The organism is Kribbella sp. NPDC058245 (genome assembly GCF_042882005.1).
Lineage (GTDB): Bacteria > Actinomycetota > Actinomycetes > Propionibacteriales > Kribbellaceae > Kribbella.
This window is the reverse complement of the sequence record NZ_JBHVWY010000003.1, coordinates 363,925-386,176: the sequence shown is the minus strand read 5'-3', so window position 1 is coordinate 386,176 and position 22,252 is coordinate 363,925. Positions and strand designations below refer to the sequence as shown.

The following is a 22,252-nucleotide window of genomic DNA, read 5'->3' as shown; positions in this document are numbered from 1 at the left end:
GACCTTAATGCGTGACCAGGTCCGCCCAGAATGCTTCGGGGATGGCGTGTTCCAGCCACCCGGCGACCTCGCTGATCTCCCGCGGGCTGCGCGCCCCGACGACCACAGCCGGTACGGCGGGATGCCGTAGGGGGAACTGAATCGCGGCGGCCAGCATCGGTACGTCGTACCGGCGGCACAGCGCGCGGAGTCGGTCGATCCGCGCGAGCAGCCCGGGTGGGACTCGGGCGTATCCGTGTGGAGCGCCCTCCGCGGTGTCGGCGAGCACCCCGCCCTGGAACACCCCAGCGGCCAGTACGGCGACGCCGAGCTTCTCGCAGAGCGGTAACAGCTCGTCCGTCGCGGAGCGGTCGAGCAGCGTGTAGCGGCCGGCGAGCAGGACGCAGTCCGGTCCGTCGGTCCCCGTTTCGCGGAGGAAGCGGGCGGCGACGTCCGCGTGGTTCACGCCGAGTGAGATCGCCCCGATTGCGCCGCGGCCGCGCAGTTCGCTGAGCGCGCGGAGGGCGTCGGTCGAGGCGGTCGCGAAGTCGAGGTCAGGGTCGTGGATGTGCAGGATGTCGATCCGGTCGATTCCCATCCGCTCGAGACTCGCCTCGAACGAGCGGATCACCGCGCCGTAGGAGTAATCGAGCCGAGGTCCGAGGCCGGCGGGTGGTTCGGCCCAGATCGGTTGCAGGTCCGGTCCGCCGGGCTCGATCAGTCGCCCGACCTTGGTCGAGAGCACGAACCGATTGCGCGGCCGGCCGCGAAGGGCCAACCCGGCCCGCTGCTCGGAGACGCCGTACCCATAGACCGGCGCAGTGTCGAACAACCGCACCCCGAGCTCCCACGCCCGGTCGATCGTCGCAATCGCCTGCGCCTCAGGCACCGCCGCGAACATCCCCCCGATCGACGCCAGCCCCAACCCCAACCTGCTGACCCGCAACCCCGTCCGCCCCAACTCCACACTCCGCATGCCGCGACCCTAGAAGCCCCCACCGACATTCAGTTCACGGATCCGGCTGGGGGCGTAGTAGATGTCGGGGGTGGGGCAGAGGGGGGCGTTCGGCAGGTCGGCTGGGTCGGTGAGGAGTACGGCGTGGCCGGCGGTGATGGGGGCCGCTAGGTATTCGTGGCCGGGGAGGTTGGCTACGGCGGTGCGGCAGCCTAGGGCCATGCCTTCGAAGAGGGCGGTGGTGGAGACGCCTACCTGGTACGTCGCTCGCGCGAGGAGGTCGAGTGTGTTGCCTGAGGTGGAGAGCTCGACGCCGGGCGCCGGGGTGTAGTCGGCCGCGTGTTCGCTGGGGTGGAGGCGGAAGAGGACCTTCAACTCAGGGTTGGCCTTGGCGACTGACGACGCGACGTGCAGGAGGTCGCCGCCGGTCGTTCCTTGGGAGAGGAAGACCGCGAGCGACGGGTCCTTCGGCAAAGCAGCAGGCAGGTACGGCGCTCCGACGACCGCCGTGCGCGTTCCGGCGGGAAGGTCCGCGACTGTGGACCAGTACGAGCCGAAGGTCCACAGTTCGTCGGGCTGGTCGGCGACGACCGGGCGGCCGGGGTAGCTGTAGCCGAGGTGGAACGGGCTGATCGCGCCGTGCTGCAGCTCGACGACGCGGATGCCGAGATCGCGGGCGGCGCCGACGATGTGCTGGTGGAAGTAGGCCACGACGACGTACACCGTCTTGATTCCATGCTGCTTCAGCAACCGACGGTAGAGCGCGCGCAGCCGCAGATGCTTGGGCACCTCACGAGCGAGCAGCGCCCCGACCGGCACGGAGACCCCGGTCAACGTAGACAAAGCCGCCCCGACCCCACGGTCGTCAGCCGATCGTGAATGCACCGCACCAGCGGCGGAGGTGAAGAAGTCGAGATTGCGGCTGCCAGGCAGCGGAACCCCGTTGATCCCCGAGTCGAGGATCAACGCGGATGGGCCTAGCAAAGAGCGGAGTTCGTCGGTGTAGATCTCGACACCGTCCGGTTTCCGCGGATGCGGTACGACGAGTGAGGAGTACCGGCCGAGGAACGGGTTGCGGGTCGCGAGACCGGCCACGTGCCGCCCGACCAGGCCGAGCTTGTCACCGGCGGAACGGCGTACCGGATGTGGAACACCGTGGATGCCGGAACGACGAGTCAGCTCATGGAAGACGCGCATCCGGATGATCGGCCACGGGTGCGCGCCCCGGATCTGCCAGTCGAGCAGACTCAGGTCCTGCTCCACCTGCCAGATCGCCCGGCACAGGCTCGCCACCGTCGTGTTCGGCGCCGTGCCGTTCCCGGTACTCGTCATGGTTGATCCCTACTATGCCTGCCAGGCTGCCGACCCCGGAGAAGAACCGGCGGACTGCCTTGAGCAGGTGCGTCTTCCGGCCGAGCAGCAGTCCGGCGAGCGCGTATCCGATCGCCGAGACCACCCGGGCGGAAGCATAGGCCAGCACCAGCACGTAGCTGACCGCGCCCGGACGGATCAGCAGGCGGCTGATCGTGTCCCCGCTGCCGGAGCGGAAGGCACGCCGTACCAGCCAGCTGAGCGTGGTCCGCGCGGGCGGGACCTCCTCGGCGATCACGGCCTCTTCGCACCAGACGATCCGGAAGCCGGCCCGGTGCACCCGGAGGAAGAAGTGCAGGTCGCTGGAGCCGGTGTAGCGGAACGCAGGATGGAATCCCGGCGTGACCGTGTGGTAAACCCGCCGGCTGACCAGCGTGTTGTTCGTGTACGCCTTGCGCATCTCGAGGCCGGTCGGGTGCCGGCCGGTCGAGTCGTGAACGTCGCTGTAGTGGTTCCACGGCGGGGCGCCTTCGGGGAGATTGCCCTTCACCGGACCGGTGACAACGTCGGCACCGGATCGCTCCCAGGCGTCCAGGAGTGTCGCCAGCCAGTGGGAAGGCGCGACCTCGTCGTCGTCCACGAAGATCAGCGCGTCGTCGTTCCAGCAGAGCTCCACCGAGCGCTCGCGCGCGAACGGGATCCCCGGCTCGGGCTCGACCACCGACTCGATCGGGTACCGATCGCCGTCGAACGCGGCCACCACCTGGGCCGCGGTGCCGTCGGCATCGTTGTCCACGACGACGATCCGGACCGCATAATCCGAGCCCTCAGGCAGCTCCTGGGCCTGCAAACTCGTCAGGAGTCCACGCAACAGACCAGGCCGCCTAAACGTGATTACCGCAATGGCGACACTGGTACTCATAGGCCTGCAGACTATCGGTCCCCCTCGACTCTCAGCCACCTGACGTGGCTGTGTACCTCTGGGTACAGTGAGTGGGTGGAGACGGTCGAGCGGTTGATTCGCAGTACGCAGGAGCTGTTGTGGGAGCGGGGCTATGTCGGGACGAGCCCGAAGGCCATCCAGGCGGCCGCGGGAGCCGGTCAGGGCAGCATGTATCACCATTTCAGCGGCAAGGCCGAGCTGGCGAAGGCGGCGATCGAGCGATCCGGGGCGGAGTTGCGCGCCGCGGCCGAGGAACAGCTCGACGGAGCCGGTACGGCGGCCGAACGGCTCACCCGTTATCTCGAACGGGACCGTGACGTCCTGCGTGGATGCCAGGTCGGCCGGCTCGCGGCGGACCCGGACGTGATTGCGGACCCGGAGCTGCGGGCACCTGTCGACGAGACGCTGGGCTGGTTGCGCGGCCGGCTGGCCGAAGTGATTGCCGAGGGCAAGCGCAACGGTGAGTTCGCGACCACCGTGGACCCGCCGCAACTGGCGGCCACGATCGCCGCCGTACTGCAGGGTGGGTATGTGCTCGCCCGCGCCGCCGGATCGCCGGAACCGTTCGAGCAGGCTGTTCAAGGACTCTTGGAGTTGATCAAGGCATGAGGATCGGTGCAGTCTTCCCGCAGCTCGAGATCGGTGCGGACCCGGCCGTCGTGAGGGACTGGACGCTGGCGGTCGAGGAGGCCGGCTACACGCACGCGCTGGCCTACGACCACGTGCTCGGCGCGGACCCCACGAACCGCCCGGGCTGGACCGGATACACCGACAAGTCCTTGTTTCACGAGGTTTTCGTGCTGTTCGGCTACATGGCCGCCATCACCACGTCGCTCGAGCTCGCGACCGGCGTACTCATCCTGCCGCAGCGCCAGACCGCGCTCGTCGCGAAGCAGGCGGCCGAGATCGACGTGCTCTCCGGCGGTCGGCTGCGGCTTGGCGTCGGCATCGGCTGGAACCAGGTCGAGTACGACGCTCTCGGCGTACCGTTCACTCAGCGCGGAGCGCGGTTGACCGAGCAGGTCGAGCTGCTCCGCAAGCTCTGGGCCGACCCGGTCCTCACCCACGAAGGCAAGTACGACCGGGTGGACGAGGCCGGCCTCAACCCGCTGCCCGGCCGGAAGATCCCCATCTGGTTCGGTGGCGGAGCAGACGCCGTACTGCGCAGGACCGGTCGGATCGGGGACGGCTGGATGCCGCAAGGCGCTCCGGACGACGCGATGCGGGCGCAGATCCAGATCATCCGGGACGCCGCGGAGGAGGCTGGTCGGGATCCCGCCGAGATCGGTATCGAGCCCCGCCTGTCGCTGAACGCCGTACCGCAGGGGGACTGGCGTGCGTACGCCGACGCGTGGCGTGAGCTCGGCGCCACCCACCTCTGCGTCAACACGATGAACTACGGCCTCGCCCGCCCCGAGGACCACGCTCAGGTGTTGCGCGACGTGCTGCCGACGCTGGGCTGATCTCAGGTCGTCATCTGGAGATGCCCGGACGGCGAGAGCCCCGGATAGGGTGATCGTCATGGCTATCGAGGTGATCGGAACCAAGGGCGACCGGTACGACGAGATCCTGACCGAGCGGGCGCTCGCTCTGATCGAGCAGTTGCATCGCGAGTACGACGAACGCCGGCTGGGGCTGCTGGCTCGCCGGACCGGGCGGATCGCCGCGATCGCGGGTGGCGCGTCGCTCGGGTTCCTGCCCGAGACGAAGGACGTCCGGGAGGACCCGGAGTGGCGGGTCGCGCCGGCGGCGTCCGGGCTGGTCGACCGCCGGGTGGAGATCACCGGGCCGACCGACCGGAAGATGACGATCAACGCGCTCAACTCCGGGGCCAAGGTCTGGCTGGCCGACCAGGAGGACGCGAACACCCCGACCTGGGAGAACGTGGTCGGCGGTCAGCTGAACCTGCTCGACGCGATCACCCGGAAGATCGACTTCAGCACCGACACCAAGTCGTACGCGCTGAAGCCAGACGAAGAGCTCGCAACCATCGTCGTCCGGCCGCGCGGCTGGCACCTGCCGGAGAAGCACATCCTGGTCGACGGGGTGCCCGTCTCCGGTTCGCTGGTCGACTTCGCGCTGTACTTCGCTGCCTGTGGACAACTGCAGCTGGACCGCGGCCAGGGGCCGTACTTCTACCTGCCGAAGATGGAGTCGCACCTCGAGGCACGGCTGTGGAACGACGTGTTCGTGACCGCGCAGGAGGCCCTCGGGATTCCGCGGGGGACGATCCGCGCGACCGTGCTGATCGAGACGTACCCGGCCGCCTTCGAGATGGAGGAGATCCTCTACGAGCTGCGCGAGCACTCGGCCGGTCTGAACGCGGGCCGCTGGGACTACATGTTCAGCGTGATCAAGACGCACCGGGACCGCGGCGTCGAGTTCCAGCTCCCGGACCGCAACAGCGTCACGATGACCGTGCCGTTCATGCGCGCCTACACCGAGCTGCTGGTGCGGACGTGCCACAAGCGCGGTGCGCACGCGATCGGCGGCATGGCGGCGTTCATCCCGAGCAAGGACCCGGCCGTGAACGAGCAGGCCTTCGCGAAGGTCCAGGCCGACAAGACCCGGGAGGCCGGTGACGGTTTCGACGGCTCGTGGGTCGCGCACCCGGGCATGGTCGAGACGTGCCGCGCGGTGTTTGACGCCGTACTGGGTGACAAGCCCAACCAGGTCGACAAGCTCCGCGAGGATGTCAACGTCACCGCCGAACAGCTCCTCGACGTCGCTGCTACTCCTGGCTCGGTCACCGAAGCCGGTCTGCGCAACAACATCAGCGTGGCCTTGCAGTACCTCGCGGCCTGGCTCGAAGGCACCGGCGCGGTCGGCATCTTCAACCTGATGGAGGACGCCGCCACCGCCGAGATCTCCCGCTCGCAGATCTGGCAGTGGCGCAAGAACGGCGTCGTCCTCGACACCGGCGACACGATCACGACCGAACTCGTCGAGCGGATCGCCGACGAGGAGATCAACGCCCTCCCGGAGTCGCTGCGCTACCAGTCCGCCCGAGCCCTCTTCCTCGAGGTGGCCCTGGCCGACGAGTACGTCGACTTCCTCACCATCCCCGCCTACGACCGCTTCGCCTGACCTCAGCGAGGCGGCTCGACATTGACGGTCGGGATCCCGCCGCCGGCACGCGCGATAATCGCCAGCGACGGGATCTTGGCCGGGTTGCTCTCCCGGTGAACGGTGAAGGCCGGCACGTGGACGAAGTCGCCGGCCACCGCATCCAGCTACTCATCGGTGCCTTCGAACTCGAGCCGCAGCACGCCGGAGACGATGTACAGGCTGCTCTCGTTCCTGTCATGGTGATGCCAGCCCGAGATCGCCCCGGGCTCCGTCGTGACCTGGCCCGCCCATAACAGCGGAAGCTCAAACGCCCGCATCCGCAGCATGCCGGTCGTCGGATCAGCCGCGACCAGGTCACCCGCCTTGATCACCCGAACAGGCTCAGTCATACCCCCAGTGTCAGCGCTTCGGGTAAGATCGCAAGCGAGGGAGGTGGTTTCCATGTCTGAGCCGACATCAGCACCAGATGCACTGGATCACGCCAACGCAGCCTTCTGGCACCGGGGTGATCTCGAGGCGATCATGGGCGCCACCGAGCCCCTCCGCGAGGATGAGTCCTTCGAGATTCCGGACTTGGCTGACGACGAGTGGGATCGATTCGTCCAGGCGATCCACGAGTGATGCCTGGAACCGTCCTGCTCGACACGAATGTCTTTACGGCCTGGCTGAAGCCCCGTTCGACGCTCGTGCCGATCTATGGCAAGCATGTTTTCGGGCGCCGGATTGCCATCTCGCAGCAGACGGTAGCCGAGGCCAGGTATGGCGCCGTCGTGGCCGCTTGGGGCGACAAGCGCCTCGATAACCTGGAGAGGCTGATCCACCGGAGTGCGGTTCTGCCGGGCGACGACGAGACGACGTGGGCGTACGCGAGGTTGCGAGCCGAGTGCCGCCGGATCGGTCATCCCCTTCACCAGAAGCAACACCTCGCTGATCTCTGGATCGCCGCTGCGGCCTTCCGCTGGCAGCTTCCGCTGGTCGCGCATGATGCCGTGTTTATCGGTTGCCCTGGCGTTGAACTCCTTACGGAGCTCTCGCGCTGACTTCGGGTAGTTGATTGCTCCCGAGGGCCACCTGGCACCTCGGGAGTCAACTCATCAGCGCTTGGGGTAGGCGGCGTCTACTTCTACTTCGACCAGCCAGCCGGTGACGGGGAGGTTCTCGATCTCCAGGGCGAAGCGGGAGGGGCGGGATTTGTTGACGACGAAGGGTTTGGCGGGCGGGGCGGTGCCTAGGGGGATTGGGACGAACTTGCCGGTGGTGAGGTCGGCGTTGGCGAAGTATTGGCGGTAGGCGCGGTTCCAGCCGGCGAAGTCGGCGATGGTTGCGCCCGATGGGTTCTGCAGGAAGACGCGCATGGTGTAGACGTCGGCGTACGACAAGCCGGCGGCTTGCAGGTTCTCGCCGATGCGGCGGAGGGCGTTGATGCCTTGGGCTTCGGTGATGGTGACGCCGGCCGGGAGGGTGCCGCCGGGGAAGATGGCAGTGTCGATGTACGACGCCTCGGAGCCGGCCGGAGCCGTGGTGTTCAGGGCGGTCGGACCGATGCCGCTGGTCTTGTAGAGCGCCGTGTTCGCGCCGATGCCGACGCCGGTGGCGATCAGCGGGTTGGCCTGACCAGCGGGAAGAGCCGGTACGACGGTGCCGGGTCGGGGTGGATGCGGCTTGTCCCACCAACCGGCCGCCGTACCGGCGCCGGCGGTGAACGAGACGAGGACGGCCGCGACTCCGGCGGCTAAGAACCTTCGCTTCATGAGTGCGTCACCACCCGGTGGTGCAGCGAGGTGACAGTCGCCCGAGCGGACGTCATGGCGCCGTGCTGCCAGGCGATCGCGTGCGACAGGTGGTCACCGGCGAAGTAGATGTTGCCGGTGGGTTCGAGCAGCCGCTCGTAGATCCCGTCGGTCTGCGACGGCCAGCCGACCCACGAACCCTCGGTGTACTTCGTACCCATCCAGTTCACCGAGAACGCCGCCTCGATGTCACGACCATAAACGTCTCCGTGCATTTTGGTGCCTTGGGCAACGGCTCGTTCAAGCCGGGCGGCCGGTGTCAGAGCGCCGTACGTGTTCGCGTTGGTACCGGTGTTGTAGTAGCCGATCACCGTGCCGCGCTTGCCGTGGAAGCCGGTCGACGGATACCAGGTGTTGCCGGTGTCCAGGCTGCTGTTGGTGATCCCGCCGTAGATGCGCAGATCCTCTTCCCACCAACGGCGTCCGTACTCGATCCCGATCTTGCCCGCGTTGGTCGGCCGGGCGTACTTCAACGCGTCGACGACAGGTGCCGGCAGGTTCGACGGGATCTTCGCCGCGAGGTGTGGCGGCAGTGCACAGATCGCGAAGTCGGCCGCGAGCACCTTCGGCCGACCGCCGGTGGTGTAGGTGATCTGGACGCCAGCGCTCGTGTTCCGCAGTCCGAGGACCTCAGCGCCGTACTGGATCTTCTCCCGCCCGATCGCGCGCTCGAACGCGTACGGGATCCGGTCCATCCCGCCGACCGGCTGGAACATCATCATCGCCTGGTCCCAGCCGAACTCGAACGAGAAGTAGCTCCCGACGCCACTCGCGAAGACATCACTCAGCGCGTACGGCGATGCCGTCGTACCGGCCTCGGTCCCAGCACCGGGCTCGACGGTGTACCCGCGACGGCCGTCGGCGCCGGTGTACTTGAAGTCGCCGGCCTTGTCGGAGATCGAGCCGAAGGTGGTCAGGAACCCGATCAGCGCCTGCTTGTCGTTGGCCGTCAGGTAGGAATCGAGCGCCCCCTGATCGGTTGCCTTGGCCAACAACTCGGACACGTATCCGTAGACGTCCGCCTTGGCCGTCCGATGCCGGATCGGCTTGTTGGACAGGGCTGTCGTGCCCTCGCGGTACAGGTACGCATCCGCGTTCTGGTTGACGAACGGCTCGATCGCGACGCCGAGCTCACGGCAGTAGTCGAGCGTCACGTGGTGCTGCGGGATCCGCCCGGGGCCGGCGTTCATGTACTGGCCCGGCGAGAATCGCGCCCGCTGCGTGTTGCCGGCCAGGTCGGTCTCCGTGGTTCCACCGCGGACGGTCCAGTTGCGCCCGCCTGGCCGCTTGCGGGCCTCCAGGATCGTGACTTGGTAACCGGCCTTCAGAAGCTCGTACGCCGAGGTCAGTCCGGAGATCCCGCCTCCGAGGATGACGACGTGCTTGCGGGGCCGGCCGTTCAGATCGACCCGCGACGGAGCGGCGTACGCGGGGGTCTCGGCCATGCCGGTCAGGCCGAGGGCGGACATTGTGGAGTAGAGAACACCGGCACCACCGGTGATACCGACCTGTTGCAGGAACTGACGTCTGGTCTGCGCCATACCTTCTCCTCACTCTCGATCACGAAAGTAAGGACAAACTGTTGTGGCGCTGTGTCCGGTCGATGACGTCCTGAGATCAGAACTGACAGGTATGTTTCGCCTTAACGAACCTGTTGGAGCAAAGTCTTAGCCACTGGCGCGACCTCCGCGTAAACCCCGGGATAGTGCGGTTCCGCGCAGCCCTTGCCCCACGAGACGATTCCGAGCAGTCGCCCGTTCAGCACCAGCGGTCCACCTGAGTCGCCCTGGCACGCATCCCCTGTTCCATCCAGGTAACCGGCACACACATTCGCGGCGGCCGTGTACCCGTTCTCGGCGTACCCGTCGATCCCCAGACACGTCGCGTCCCCGAGATCAGGCACCGCGATCTTCTGCAACGTGTCCTCCGGCCCGGTCCCCGCCGTGTCACCCCACCCATAGACGGTCGGTACGGCGCCGCGCCGGTCGGCCTTCGCGCTCGTCTCCAACCGCATCACCGGCACCCCGGTCATCGGCTTCTTCAGGGTTAGTACGGCGAAGTCGCTCCGATTCGTCGTCGTGCTGTACGCCGGATGCACCCACACCGCGCTGACCGCCGAGTACCGCCCACTCGAGAGGTCGGCCAAATCGGCCCGCCCCTGAATCACGCCGTACGACGTCGTAGGTTGCGCGGCGCAGTGAGCCGCAGTCAGCACCTTGTTCGGGGCAACAAGCACCCCGCCACACCACCGCTTGCTCTGCCGAGCAGCCCCCGAGTTGGTGATCGCCACCGCCCAAGGCGCCTCAGCCACACTCGCCAACGTCCCCCCGACCACCATCGGCCTCGGTCGGCCCGCGGCCGCGGGCCCCGTTGTACTCAGCAACAGCACCGCAATCAGTGCGACAGTCCGCTTCACCATGCGCCCGAACCTACTCCACGTGACGACGTGAGCACGGTAAGTACGAGGCTGAGGACGTCAAGGGGTAGTGGAAAAACTACAGGTTGTTGCAAAAAGACTGTTGGAGACCTACTGAGGCGACTTAGACTCCCGGCGGCCGCTGTGGCCGTCGGGGGTTTGTCGCGCAGGTCTTCTGCTGGGGGTGGATCCGTCATGCGTCGTCGTTTCAGCATGCTCGTTTGCGTTGCGTTGCTTGGGTCGCTGCTGACTGTTCCGGAGGCATTGGCCAAGCCGGTCGGTGCTGATGCCCAGCTGGCTGCTCCGATGACCGCTGCTGCCACACCGGCGTTGCAGCCGGGCGCTGGTCAGTTCGTGCCGGTGGCGCCGACGTCGGTCATCAATGGGGCTGCTATCGCGGCCGCAGGTACATCGACGGTCACAGTGACCGGAGCCAACGGCCTACCGGCCGCGGCGCAGGTCAGTGCGGTCGCGGTCCAGGTGACCGCGATCGGTACCAGTGCAGCTGGTTGGGTGCAGACGTTCGCGGCCGGTACGACGCGGCCGTCGGACAGCACAACCAGCTTTGTCACCGGCCGGAACAGCGTCAGCTATGACGTCGTGCCCGTCTCCGCCAGCGGACAGATCAGCGTCTACTCGAGTGCGGCCTCCAAGGTCTGGGTTCGTCTGCGCGGTTACTTCACCTCGACGGCCGCAGCGACGGCCGGCTCGACATTTGTGCCACTGCCACCGACGACCGTCGTGAACAACGTCGCGCTTGCGGCGAACGGCACCACCAACTACACGTTCGCCGGTGCGAACGGCATTCCGGCAGCCGCCGACGTCGCCGCTGTGGCGATCGACATGGTCTCCGCCGCGCCTACTGCGGCTGGTGTCCTGAAGGCTTATCCGACCGGTGCGACGGCGCCGGCGGATGCCTCCGTCGAGTATCCGGTGACCCAGGCCCAGACGAACTACGAGACCGTTCGGCTGTCCAGCGCTGGACAGGCCACCTTCGCAGCGACCGGCGCCACCAAACTCACGGTCCGGCTGCGGGGCTACTACGCGACGCCCGCGGCCACCGTCGCCGGTGCGTCGTACGTTCCGGTCGCCCGCGCGGCGGCGGTCAACGGCGTCGCGCTTGCCGCCGGCGGCACGACGACTGCCACGCTCGCCGGTGCGAACGGCGTACCGGCCGCAGCAGGTGTGGCCGCCGTCGACGCCAACGTCAACTCCTCGACGCCAACGGCAGCAGGTCTCGTGACTGGCTACGCCGCCGGTACGACGCGGCCGTCGGACGCATCGGTCTACTACGCGAACGCGATCAGCACTGCCGCGCATGACACTCTCAAGATCTCTTCCGCCGGCCAGACCACGTTCTATGCCAGCGGAGCCACCAAACTGTTCGTGCGGCTGCGTGGCTACTACAAGAAGCCCACTGCGCCGCTCGCGCCGACCGGTGTGACCGCTGCGGCCGCCGACGGACGCGCGACGGTCGGCTGGATCGCACCGAAGGACGGCGGTGCGGCGGTCACCGGCTACACGGTCACCGCGAATCCGGGCAACCTCAAGACCACTGTCGGTGTGGCTGACAGCGCGACGGTGACCGGTCTGACGAACGGAACGCCGTACACCTTCACTGTTCAGGCGATCAACGCGGTCGGCGCCGGCCCGGCCTCCGTCGCGACCAAGGCCGTGGTGCCGATGGGCGGCGAGGTGCTCTACGCGCACGACGCTGCCGGCCGGATCAAGGCAGTGTTCACCTCGGACGGCGCAGGCGTCGCCTATCAATACGATGCGGTCGGCAACATCACCGCGACCCAGGCACTTCCGGCCGGACAGCTCGCCATCGCACAGGCCGGTCCGGCGACGGCTGTCGTCGGCGACTCGTACGAGATCTACGGCACCGGCTTCGGGCTGGACCCGGCGCAGGTCTCGGTCCGGATCGGTGGCCAGGTGGCCGTGATCACCTCACTGCGCCGCAATCACATCGTGGCTACGGTTCCGGCCGGTGCGGCCAGCGGCCAGGTGCAGGTGATCGTCTCGGGGACCACGGCCACCGCCGGATCGGTGACGTTGCTGAGTGCGCCGCAGGTCACCGCTGCAAGTCCGGCAATCGTCGACCGGGGCGGCGTCCTGACGATCTCCGGCAGCAACTTCGCACCGGCCACGACGGCCAACACGGTCTCCATCAACGGCACCAAGCTGCAGGTGCTGACAGTCACCGCGAACACGCTGACCGTGCGAGCTCCCGGCTTCGGGGTCTCCGGCCCGGTCGTCGTCCGGACCCGGGCCGGCACTGCCACCTCGAGCGGCCGGGTGACCGCGCCACCTGCTCCGTTCCTGGCCGCCGACGTTGCGGCGTCGGTCCACCTCGCGACGGACGCGGCGTCGACGATCAACCTGACCACGTCGAACCAGATCGCGCTCTTCAGCATCGACGCGACACCTGGGCAGCGGCTGGGCTTCCAGATCGACGACACGATCAATGGGTGCTACGAGGCGCACATCTGGGCGCCGGACCGGAGTCCCGTCGTCGCCGCGGAGACGTTGTGTGGCACGTCGTTCCTCGAGGTGCCGCGGGCGGCGACCGCCGGCACCTACCTCGTGGAGCTCGACCCGCGCGACCCGGTGACCGGAAGTTTCACGGCGCTGGCCAAACAAAGTGCGGACATCACCACCCCGATCACCATCGACGGTCCGGCTGGAAGCCTGACCACGACGACCGCGCCGGCGCACACGACCTTCACCTTCACCGGGACGCAGGGCCAGTTGGTGTTCACGACGCTCACCGCACCGGGCAAGCTGGCCAACGGAGCAGTGCTCTGGGGGCCGCACGGCCAGAAGCTGAACAGCACCGGGACGTTCTACGGCACCACCAGCGGCTATCTGAGTGCGGTCCTGCTCCCGGAGAACGGTACTTACACGGTCGACGTCGACCCGTACAACTTCGATGTCGGGACCTATACGGCCCAGGTCAACCTCGTCCCCGCGCCGGTGAGCGCGACCACCACCATCGATGGTCCGGCCGCGCGCCTCACGATCGCCAAGCCCGGCCAGACCGGCTCGGTGAGCTTCAACGGCACACAGGGGCAGGTCGTCCACCTGGACATCGCCCCGCAGTTGACCACGACGAGCATCGGCAAGGTCAGCATGCGTGGCCCGGACGGCTCCTTCCTCACCCGCGATCAGTCCTGGACGTACTTCATGGACTACATCGCGGATCGCTACACCTTGACGCAGACCGGTGAATACCTGCTGCTGATCGAGCCCGACGGCGCTCAGACGGGCACGGTCGACATCACGGCGAACACCATCCCGGCCGACGCCGTGGTCACCACCACGATCGATGCGGCGGCTGTTGCCGTCGGCAACCAGAAACCCGGGCAGTCGGCGCGCCTGACCTTCCCGGCCACGGCCGGCCAGCGGGTGTTCATCTCGTGCGAAATGATTGCCGGACACGAGTACGACATCAGCTACCAGCTGTTCAACCCGGCCGGGACCAAGGTCGGCTCCGCGTCCTGCTCGTCGGTGGCCAAGGGCATTCTGTTCGACACTCTCGCACTGACCCAGGGCACCTGGACCGTCGTGGTCGACCCCAGTCGCGCACTGATCGTGGCGCCGAAGCTCCGGGCGGTCTCCGTACCGGCCGATCTGGCGGTGACGTCAGCTCTCGGGCAGAGCCCGGCAGTCACGTTGGCGCCCGGTCAGAACGCGGTCGTCAGCTTTCCGGTCACCGCCGGCCAGCGCTTCTACATCGGCTGCACGCTGACGGACCCGAACCAGCAGTACGACCTCGACTTCCAGCTGCTCCGCCCGGACGGGACCAAGGCCGACAACAGCAGCTGTTACAACTCGTTCAAGGGCGAGCTGTTCGACACCGTCACTGCCGCAGCGGCGGGGAACTGGTCGGTCAAGGTCGATCCGAGGCTGAACGCCGCCGCATCCGCGACGCTCGCGCTGATCGCCGTACCAGCTGACGTGTCCACCACCGCGACGATCGGTGGCGCGGCGGTGAGCTTCGACACCGCCGTCGGACAGAACGCCACGGCGGCTTTCACCGGTACAGCCGGACAGCGTGTGCTGGTCAGCTGCGGCCTGTCCGACTGGGCGGCCAAGCAGTACGACGTCTCGTTCAAGCTGCTGCGTCCGGACGGCACCACGGAGAAGAGCACCGGTTGCTACGAGTCCAGTCACGGCATGCTGGTCGACACTCTGGCGTTGCCTGCGGCCGGAACCTGGACCCTGGCCGTCGACCCCGACTACATGGTCACCACCCACACGACGGTCCGCCTGTACGCCGTACCGGATGACCTCACCAAATCCGCGACGGTCGGCGGTGCCGGAGTGAGTGTCACGACAGCCGTCGGGCAGTCAGCCAGTATCACCTTCAGCGGCACGGCGAGCCAGAAGATCAAGGCCACGGTTTCTGCGTCGACCTACCCGTCGTGTGGTGGTTTCGTCCGGTTGCGCGACTCGGCCGGCACCAACCTGACGTCGACGTGTCTGTCGGCGAGCAGCACGTTGACCTACACGTTGCCGACAGCCGGTACGTACACGCTGTTCGTCGATCCTGCTGACGTGTACACGGGTACGGCGACAGTCGCGGTCGCCAACAACACCGCGGTGGCCGGGGACCAGCCGGTCGCGGCCGAGAAGCCGGATCCGCGGGACATGCGTCCCAGGACCGTCGTACCGGCGGCGGACGACGATGACGATGAGGAGGCACCACCGCCGGTCTATCCGCGGGTGCGGGACGCTGCGCTGACCGGCAAGATCCTGCGGACGGACGGTAAGCCGCTCGCCGGTGTGACCGTGCGGGTGGCGGACCGCGCCGTACGGACCAAGGCCGACGGCTCGTTCGTGCTCAAGCGACTGCCACAAGGCACCTGGCTGTTCGTGATGGATGGGCGCACCGCGTCGAGTGGTCGGACGAAGTACGGGTACTTCGACGTGCAGGTCAACCTGCGTAAGGGCTCCCAGAAGCTCTTCTACCAGCCGTACCTGCCGATCCTGGACACGGCGAGCGAGGTGAAGATCGCCAGCCCGACCACCGCGCCGGTGGTGATCAGGACACCGAAGGTCAAGGGGCTCGAGGTCCACATCCCGGCCGGCGTCCGGATCACCGACGCCGACGGCAAGGCGGTGACGAAGGTCGGCATCACGCCGATCCCGGTCGACCGGACGCCGATCCCGATGCCGAAGGGTGTCCAGGTGCCGGTGTACTTCACCGTGCAACCGGCCGGCGGCGAGCTGCACGGCGGCGAGGCGAAGGTCTACTACCCGAACTACCTGGACCAGAAGCCGGGAACCGAGCTGAACTTCTGGACACACGAGAAGTACGCCGAAGGCTGGGAGATCTACGGCCGGGGCACGGTCACGCCGGACGGCACCCAGGTGATCCCGGACCAGTCCACCGGGATCGAGAACTTCGACGGCGCGATGATCAACGTCGACGGCTGGCTGGAGGCGCTGGGCAAGGGAATCCTCGAAGCACTCGGTTCGGCGGGCGACCCGGTCGACCTCGGGACCGGGCGGTTCACCTACACCCAGTCGGACCTGGCGCTGGGCGGGTTCATCCCCATCGAGGCCCAGCGGGCGTACAACTCCGGGGACGGCCGGGCCCGCCCGTTCGGGATGGGCACGATCGGCACCTACGACACCTTCCTGACGTCACGCCGGCAGTGGCAGGAGGCCGACCTCAACCTGATCGACGGCAGCCAGGTGCACTTCGTCCGGACATCCCCCGGCACCGGCTGGTCGGACGCGGCGTTCGCGGCGGCCGGGACGGTAGGCCAGTTCGCGAGCGCGACGCTGATCTGGAACGGTGCCGGCTGGGATCTGAAGCTCCGCGACGGCACAGTTCTCGTGTACGGCGAGCTGGCGCCGTTGCAGGGCATCCGGGACCGGTTCGGTCACTACGTGAACATCCGCCGCACCGCGAAGAACGCATGGGGCAACCAAGTCGGTGCGGTGACATCGGTGACGTCGTCGGAGGGCTACTGGCTGACCTATGACTACGACACGTCCGGTCAGGTGACAGGCATTCACGACAACGCCGGTCGCACCGTCTCCTACACGTACGACAACGGCCTGCTGAAGACGGTGACTGACGTCAACGGCGGTGTGACGACGTACGGATGGGACAGCAGCAAGCGGCTGACGACGATCACCGACGCGAAGAACCAGGTGTTCCTGACGAACACCTACGACGCCAACAACCGCGTTGTCCAGCAGAAGCTGGCCGACGACGGCCTCTACAAGTTCGACTACACACTGGACAGCACTGGCAAGAAGGTGACCAAGACGGTCGTCACCGACCCGGCCGGTGCCAAGCGCACGGTCGAGTACGACGCCGGCGGCTACCTGGTCAAGGACACGAGTGCGACCGGTAGCGCGGACGAACGCGGATACAGCGTCGAGCGCGATCCCACCTCGCACTTGCCGATGAAGGCCACCGACACCAACGGCCGGGTCATGGTCAGCACCTACAACGCGAACCAGCAGGCCACCTCGACGACTGTGTCGCTGGGTACCGAGAGTCGCCAGGAAAGCGCCACCTACAACGGTCCTGAAGGTGCGATGGACTCGGCGACCGATGCGCTCGGTCACACCACGCGCTACACGTTCGACGCGGCCGGCAACGTCGCGACGGCGACCGACCCCGAAGGACGCAAGACCAGCTACGAGTGGAACAGCGATGGTCTGATGACCAAGCAGACCCCGGACGGCGGGGGCGCCACGACGTACGAGTACCAGGACGGCCTCACCTCCGCGGCCACAGATCCACTCGGCCGGAAGACGTCGTACGGCATCGACCTGGCCGGCCGGGTCCAGGAGACCGTCAACTCCGACGGTGGTGTGTCCACCGTTCAGTACGACGCCGCCAACCAGGTGCTGTCGACCAAGGACCCGGTGGGCGCGGTCACGAAGTACACGTACGACAAGAACGGCAACATGGAGTCGCTGGAGGACGCCCGTGGCGGGACGACCCGTTGGTCGTACGACGTCATGGACCGGGTCCACGTGCAGACGGACCAACTCGGCAAGACGACCACGTTCACCTACAACGCGCTGGGTCGTCCGCTGACCGTCACCGACCGACGGGGTCTGACCACTGAGTACAGGTACGACGCCTTGCAACGCGAGGTGTTCACCGGCTACGGCCGGACGGGCACACCAGGTGCGTACCAGTACCAGTCGACGCTCTCGTCGGTGTACGACGACAAGGGTCGGTTGAGTTCGCTCACCGACTCCACAGCCGGTGCCGGTGCCATCTCCTACACGTACGACGACCAGGACCGGGTGAAGACCGAGACGACTGCGGGCGGCACCATCACGCGGGAGTGGGACGACGCGGATCGCCTGACGGCGCTGAAGGTCCCAGGTCTCCCCGACACCGTCTACGAGTACGACAAGTCGGACCGGCTCACGAAGGTGACCCGCGGGAGCGTCGCGGCGGCGTACGGCTATGACGGGACCGGCCGGCTGAAGACACAGGCTCTGCCGGGCGGCGTGGTCCGGACCGCGGACTACAACCTGGCCGGTGAGCTGACCGGACTGACCTTCGCCAACGGCTCGCAGACCCTCGGCGACCTGACCTACGACTACGACTCCGCCGGTCGGCTCGACCGCTCCGGTGGCTCGTGGGCCCGCGCAGACCTGCCGGCGCCGGTGACCTCGACGTCGTTCGACGCAGCCAACCGGCTGACGGCACAGGACGGGGTGAACCGGACCTATGATCCTGAAGGCAACCTGACCGGAGACGGCACGTCGACGTACAGCTGGAATGCCCGAGGTGAGCTGACGGCCACCACTGGCGCTGCCGGCACCTCGCAGGTCCGCTACGACCCGTTGGGTCGCCGGATCGCGACGACCGTGGACAGCGAGTCGTGGAGCTTCGACTACGACGGTGACAACCTGCTGTCCGAAGACGGGCCGGGTACGGCGGATGCGACGTACCTGTCCGGTCTGGACACGGACTCGGCGGTCGCTCGCGTCGACGGGCTCGATGGGGCAGGCGGTGCGTCCGCCCTGTTAACGGATCGCCAGGGCTCAGTGGTCGCGCGGACTGTCCCGGGGACGTCGACAGTGGCTGCCGAGTACACCTACGGCCCGTACGGGACATCCCGTTCGAGTCTGACCGGCGACCCGAGCCCGGTCCGCTACACGGGCCGGGAGTCCGGCGCCGGCGTACCCAAGGGGCTGCAGTTCCAGCGGGCGCGGTGGTACGACCCGGCCACCGGGCGCTTCCTGTCCGAGGACCCGGCCGGCTTCGACGCCGCCGGACCGAACCTCTACTCGTACGTCGACGGTGACCCGGTGGACGCGACAGATCCGACCGGCGAGGTGCCGCAGATCATCGCGGCCTGTGTCGGCGGTGCGGCGGTGAACACGCTGGCTGGTGTCCTGCTCGGCCGCAAGCACACTGCGGGCGACTATTTGCGCGGCCTGGGCAAGGGATGTGCCGAAGGCGTGCTGATGTTCGGCGTCGGCAAGTTCCTCAGCGTCGGGCTGCGTTCGGTCCGGCCCTTGACGAAGGTGCTCGACGAAACGGCCGAGACGGCGGCGAAGTTCTGTAGCTTCACCGGCGAGACGCTGGTCCTGATGGCCGACGGCACCAAGAAGCCGATCTCGCAGATCGAGGTCGGTGACGAGGTGCTGGCCACCGACCCGGAGACGGGTGAACAGGGTCCGCACAAGGTCACCCAGGTGTTCGTGCACGAGGACGAAGTGGTCGACCTGGAGGTCGGCGGTCAACACATCACGACGACCGAGGACCACCCGTTCTGGAACGCGACGGACGGCCGCTTCGAACCGGTGGCGGAGCTCGACAGCGGTGACCGGCTGCAAGCGGCCGACGGCAGGCGTTTCACGATCCAGGGCCTGGTGCCCCGCAGTACCCGCAGTGCCACGGCGTACAACCTCAGCGTCGAGGGCGTGCACACCTATCACGTGGGTGACGCGGAGCTACTGGTCCACAACTCCTGCGGTCCGACGATCTCGAAGGGCCGCTGGGACCACATCTGGAAGCGGCACGTCAACCGGACGAAGTACCCCCACAAGAGCAAGTTCAACACCACGAACAAGGCCAAGATCGAGCGGATGATCAACCGCGCTCTCGGTGGCGAGACCGGTGACGGTGTGTACTACTACCGGTTCCCGTCCTCGATCGGGACCACTGCCGCGGGCGATCCGCAGTACTACATCCGGGTCGTGGTGCGGAAGGGCAAAGTGATCACCGCGTTCCCGTCCGGGGCGCCGTAGAGGTGGAGTGTTGTCGCTGTGGGTGTGGATGTGTTGCTGAAACGGGTGGATCAGCCGGGGACCAGTCCCAAGCGTCGCCGGCTGGTCGAGCTCGGCGCGGTGGTGGATGCGGATGACGTGTTCGCCGGGATCTGTGCGCACAGCGGGCTGCCGATGCTGGGCCGGGTCGACCCGTACGGCGACCTGGTCTTGACGGCGGCGGAGATGCCACAGCTTCTCGGCGAGCTGGAGACCGAGCTCGGGCGGGCTGCCGGGGCCACCGAGCGCGCGCTGCTCACCGAGGTCCGCCGGCTGGCTGAGCAGTGCGCCGCAGAGGCGGGGACAGAGCTGCATCTGGAAGGTGACTGAGCGCGATCGGGTGAACAATTGGGAGGAATTGAGACCGGGATGCGAGGTCTGGGGGCGGAGGTGGCTACTGTCTTCAGGTGCAGAAATGGCCTGGTCGTCCTTATCCCCTCGGAGCCACGTACGACGGTTCCGGGACGAACTTCGCGGTGTTCTCGGAGGTGGCCGAGAGAGTTGATCTGGCCCTGATCGGTGACGACGGGACCGAGCAGCTGGTGCAGCTGACCGAGGTGGACGGGTTCGTCCACCACGCGTACCTGCCGGCGGTGCAGCCGGGGCAGCGGTACGGGTTCCGGGTGCACGGGCCGTACAGCCCGGCCGACGGGCACCGGTGCAACGCGTCCAAGCTGTTGCTGGACCCGTACGCGAAGGCGATCGACGGGCAGGTGGACGGTGACGAGTCACTGTTCAGCTACCGGTTCGGCAACCCGACCGAGCTGAACACGATGGACAACCGCGAACACACGATGCTCTCGGTCGTCACCAACCCGTTCTTCGACTGGGGCAACGACCGCCCGCCGGGACACGCGTACCACGAGACGGTGATCTACGAGGCGCACGTCAAGGGCCTGACCAAGACCCATCCGGGGCTGCCGGAGGAGATCCGCGGCACGTACGCCGGGATCGGGCACCCGGCGGTGATCGAGCACCTCAAGGAGCTCGGGGTGACCGCGATCGAGCTGATGCCGGTGCACCAGTTCGCCCAGGACGGTCATCTGCAGGAGCTGAACCTCACCAACTACTGGGGTTACAACACGATCGGGTTCTTCGCCCCGCACAACGCCTACTCGTCGCTCGGCACCCGCGGTCAGCAGGTGACCGAGTTCAAGACGATGGTGCAGGCCCTGCACGAGGCCGATATCGAGGTGATCCTCGACGTCGTCTACAACCACACCGCCGAGGGCAACGAGATGGGCCCGACGCTGTCCTTCAAGGGCATCGACAACGCGGCGTACTACCGGCTGGTCGACGCGGACAAGTCGCACTACTACGACACGACCGGCACCGGCAACAGCCTGCTGATGCGGCACCCGCACGTCCTGCAGCTGATCATGGACTCGCTGCGCTACTGGGTCACCGAGATGCACGTGGACGGGTTCCGCTTCGACCTCGCGTCGACGCTGGCCCGTCAGTTCCACGAAGTCGACCGGCTGTCGGCCTTCTTCGACCTGGTCCAGCAGGACCCGATCGTCAGCCAGGTGAAGCTGATCGCCGAGCCGTGGGATGTCGGCGACGGCGGCTACCAGGTCGGCAACTTCCCGCCGCTGTGGACCGAATGGAACGGCAAGTACCGCGACACCGTCCGCGACTTCTGGCGCGGCGAGAAGTACACGCTGGCCGAGTTCGGCTCCCGGCTGACCGGTTCGTCGGACCTGTACCGCGACGACAGCCGGCGGCCGCTGGCGAGTATCAACTTCGTCACCGCGCATGACGGCTTCACATTGCGCGACCTCGTCTCCTACAACGAGAAGCACAACGAGGCGAACGGCGAAGGCGGTAACGACGGCGAGAGCCACAACCGTTCCTGGAACTGCGGTGTCGAGGGACCCACGGACGACCCGGCGGTCAGCAAGCTGCGGTCCAAGCAGCAGCGCAACTTCCTGGCCACGCTGCTGATCTCGCAGGGCGTCCCGATGCTCGCGCACGGCGACGAGCTGGGCCGGACCCAGTCCGGGAACAACAACGTCTACTGCCAGGACAACGAGCTGGCCTGGGTGAACTGGGATCTGAACGAGGAGCAGAAGGACCTGCTCGAGTTCACCGGTGAGCTGGTCCGGCTGCGCAACGAGCACCCGGTCTTCCGGCGCCGCCGGTTCTTCCACGGCGACCAGGGAGTCGACGGGCTCGGCGATCTGGTCTGGTTCACCCCGGACGGCAAGGAGATGCAGGACGGCGACTGGAGCCGCGACGACGCCCGCGCGGTGGCCGTCTTCCTCAACGGGGACGCGATCTCCGAGCCGGACCCGCGCGGCGAGCCGGTGGTCGACGACTCGTTCCTGATCCTGCTGAACAGCAACTACGAGCCGGAGGAGTTCCTGCTGCCCGGGATCGAGTTCGGCGAGGTCTGGACGGTGGTGGTGGACACCGTCCGCCCGACCGGCCGAGCCGAGGAGGGGGAACACCCCGCAGGCAGCACGATCCGGATCGAGGACCACGGCATGCTGGTACTGACCCGGCCGCGGCGGACCACAGGATGA

The 22,252-nt window shown here is 67.3% G+C and carries 16 protein-coding genes; 8 read left to right on the top strand and 8 right to left on the bottom strand.

Annotated features, from left to right (window positions below):
- Window positions 1-4: 4 nt before the first annotated feature.
- Genes ACFVWG_RS08295 through ACFVWG_RS08285 form a run of 3 tightly spaced genes read right to left on the bottom strand, consistent with a single transcriptional unit; the run spans window position 5 to window position 3,167 of the window.
- Window positions 5-955, bottom strand: coding sequence for an aldo/keto reductase (locus ACFVWG_RS08295; RefSeq protein WP_391542482.1), 951 nt, complete (start codon window positions 953-955; stop codon window positions 5-7).
- Window positions 956-964: 9 nt separating this feature from the next.
- Window positions 965-2,131, bottom strand: coding sequence for a hypothetical protein (locus tag ACFVWG_RS08290; RefSeq protein WP_391542687.1), 1,167 nt, complete (start codon window positions 2,129-2,131; stop codon window positions 965-967).
- Window positions 2,115-3,167 carry a glycosyltransferase family 2 protein gene (locus ACFVWG_RS08285; protein WP_391542481.1) on the bottom strand — a complete coding sequence of 351 codons (1,053 nt, stop codon included), beginning with the start codon at window positions 3,165-3,167 and terminating at the stop codon, window positions 2,115-2,117. Before ACFVWG_RS08285 ends, ACFVWG_RS08290 begins: the two co-directional genes overlap by 17 nt.
- A gap of 75 nt (window positions 3,168-3,242) precedes the next feature.
- Between ACFVWG_RS08285 and ACFVWG_RS08280 the strand changes: the two genes are divergently transcribed.
- The 3 genes from ACFVWG_RS08280 to aceB are packed head-to-tail and all read left to right on the top strand — an operon-like array spanning window position 3,243 to window position 6,275.
- Entirely contained in the window at window positions 3,243-3,797 is a 555-nt protein-coding gene (locus ACFVWG_RS08280) for a TetR/AcrR family transcriptional regulator (protein WP_391542480.1), read from the top strand.
- Window positions 3,794-4,651: an LLM class F420-dependent oxidoreductase gene (locus ACFVWG_RS08275; RefSeq protein WP_391542479.1), complete on the top strand. Its 858-nt coding sequence runs from the start codon at window positions 3,794-3,796 to the stop codon at window positions 4,649-4,651. The genes ACFVWG_RS08280 and ACFVWG_RS08275 overlap by 4 nt, the downstream gene beginning before the upstream one ends.
- Before the next feature lie 58 nt (window positions 4,652-4,709).
- Window positions 4,710-6,275, top strand: a complete 1,566-nt coding sequence (gene aceB, locus ACFVWG_RS08270; RefSeq protein WP_391542478.1) for a malate synthase A — start codon at window positions 4,710-4,712, stop codon at window positions 6,273-6,275.
- A 2-nt stretch (window positions 6,276-6,277) separates the two neighbouring features.
- Here the strand turns inward: aceB and ACFVWG_RS08265 are convergent, their stop codons facing one another.
- A complete protein-coding gene (locus ACFVWG_RS08265; RefSeq protein WP_391542477.1) occupies window positions 6,278-6,412 on the bottom strand; it encodes a hypothetical protein in 135 nt (44 codons plus the stop codon).
- A gap of 9 nt (window positions 6,413-6,421) precedes the next feature.
- The gene (locus tag ACFVWG_RS08260; protein ID WP_391542476.1) at window positions 6,422-6,646 is read right to left on the bottom strand and encodes a hypothetical protein; all 225 of its coding nucleotides are present in this window, start codon (window positions 6,644-6,646) and stop codon (window positions 6,422-6,424) included.
- A 52-nt stretch (window positions 6,647-6,698) separates the two neighbouring features.
- Here ACFVWG_RS08260 and ACFVWG_RS08255 point away from each other — a divergent pair, with 52 nt between their 5' ends.
- Both ACFVWG_RS08255 and ACFVWG_RS08250 read left to right on the top strand, forming a co-directional pair.
- Window positions 6,699-6,878 (top strand): hypothetical protein, encoded by a 180-nt coding sequence (locus ACFVWG_RS08255; protein ID WP_391542475.1) that lies wholly within the window; start codon window positions 6,699-6,701, stop codon window positions 6,876-6,878.
- On the top strand, window positions 6,878-7,297 hold the full coding sequence (locus ACFVWG_RS08250) for a PIN domain-containing protein (RefSeq protein WP_391542474.1): 420 nt from the start codon (window positions 6,878-6,880) through the stop codon (window positions 7,295-7,297). Before ACFVWG_RS08255 ends, ACFVWG_RS08250 begins: the two co-directional genes overlap by 1 nt.
- Window positions 7,298-7,351: 54 nt before the next feature.
- On the opposite strand, the gene ACFVWG_RS08245 is transcribed toward ACFVWG_RS08250, so the two are convergent.
- The 3 genes from ACFVWG_RS08245 to ACFVWG_RS08235 form a co-directional block, all read right to left on the bottom strand.
- Complete coding sequence (locus ACFVWG_RS08245; RefSeq protein ID WP_391542473.1) at window positions 7,352-8,008, bottom strand: Rid family hydrolase; 657 nt, start codon at window positions 8,006-8,008, stop codon at window positions 7,352-7,354.
- On the bottom strand, window positions 8,005-9,588 hold the full coding sequence (locus ACFVWG_RS08240; RefSeq protein ID WP_391542472.1) for a flavin monoamine oxidase family protein: 1,584 nt from the start codon (window positions 9,586-9,588) through the stop codon (window positions 8,005-8,007). The genes ACFVWG_RS08245 and ACFVWG_RS08240 overlap by 4 nt, the downstream gene beginning before the upstream one ends.
- 101 nt (window positions 9,589-9,689) lie before the next feature.
- Window positions 9,690-10,466 (bottom strand): S1 family peptidase, encoded by a 777-nt coding sequence (locus tag ACFVWG_RS08235; protein WP_391542471.1) that lies wholly within the window; start codon window positions 10,464-10,466, stop codon window positions 9,690-9,692.
- A 192-nt stretch (window positions 10,467-10,658) separates the two neighbouring features.
- Here ACFVWG_RS08235 and ACFVWG_RS08230 point away from each other — a divergent pair, with 192 nt between their 5' ends.
- The 3 genes from ACFVWG_RS08230 to glgX all read left to right on the top strand — a co-directional run bounded on the left by ACFVWG_RS08230 (window position 10,659) and on the right by glgX (window position 22,252).
- On the top strand, window positions 10,659-19,709 hold the full coding sequence (locus tag ACFVWG_RS08230) for a polymorphic toxin-type HINT domain-containing protein (protein ID WP_391542470.1): 9,051 nt from the start codon (window positions 10,659-10,661) through the stop codon (window positions 19,707-19,709).
- A 30-nt stretch (window positions 19,710-19,739) separates the two neighbouring features.
- Window positions 19,740-20,057 carry a hypothetical protein gene (locus ACFVWG_RS08225; protein WP_391542469.1) on the top strand — a complete coding sequence of 106 codons (318 nt, stop codon included), beginning with the start codon at window positions 19,740-19,742 and terminating at the stop codon, window positions 20,055-20,057.
- A 77-nt stretch (window positions 20,058-20,134) separates the two neighbouring features.
- Window positions 20,135-22,252 (top strand): glycogen debranching protein GlgX, encoded by a 2,118-nt coding sequence (gene glgX, locus ACFVWG_RS08220; protein ID WP_391542468.1) that lies wholly within the window; start codon window positions 20,135-20,137, stop codon window positions 22,250-22,252.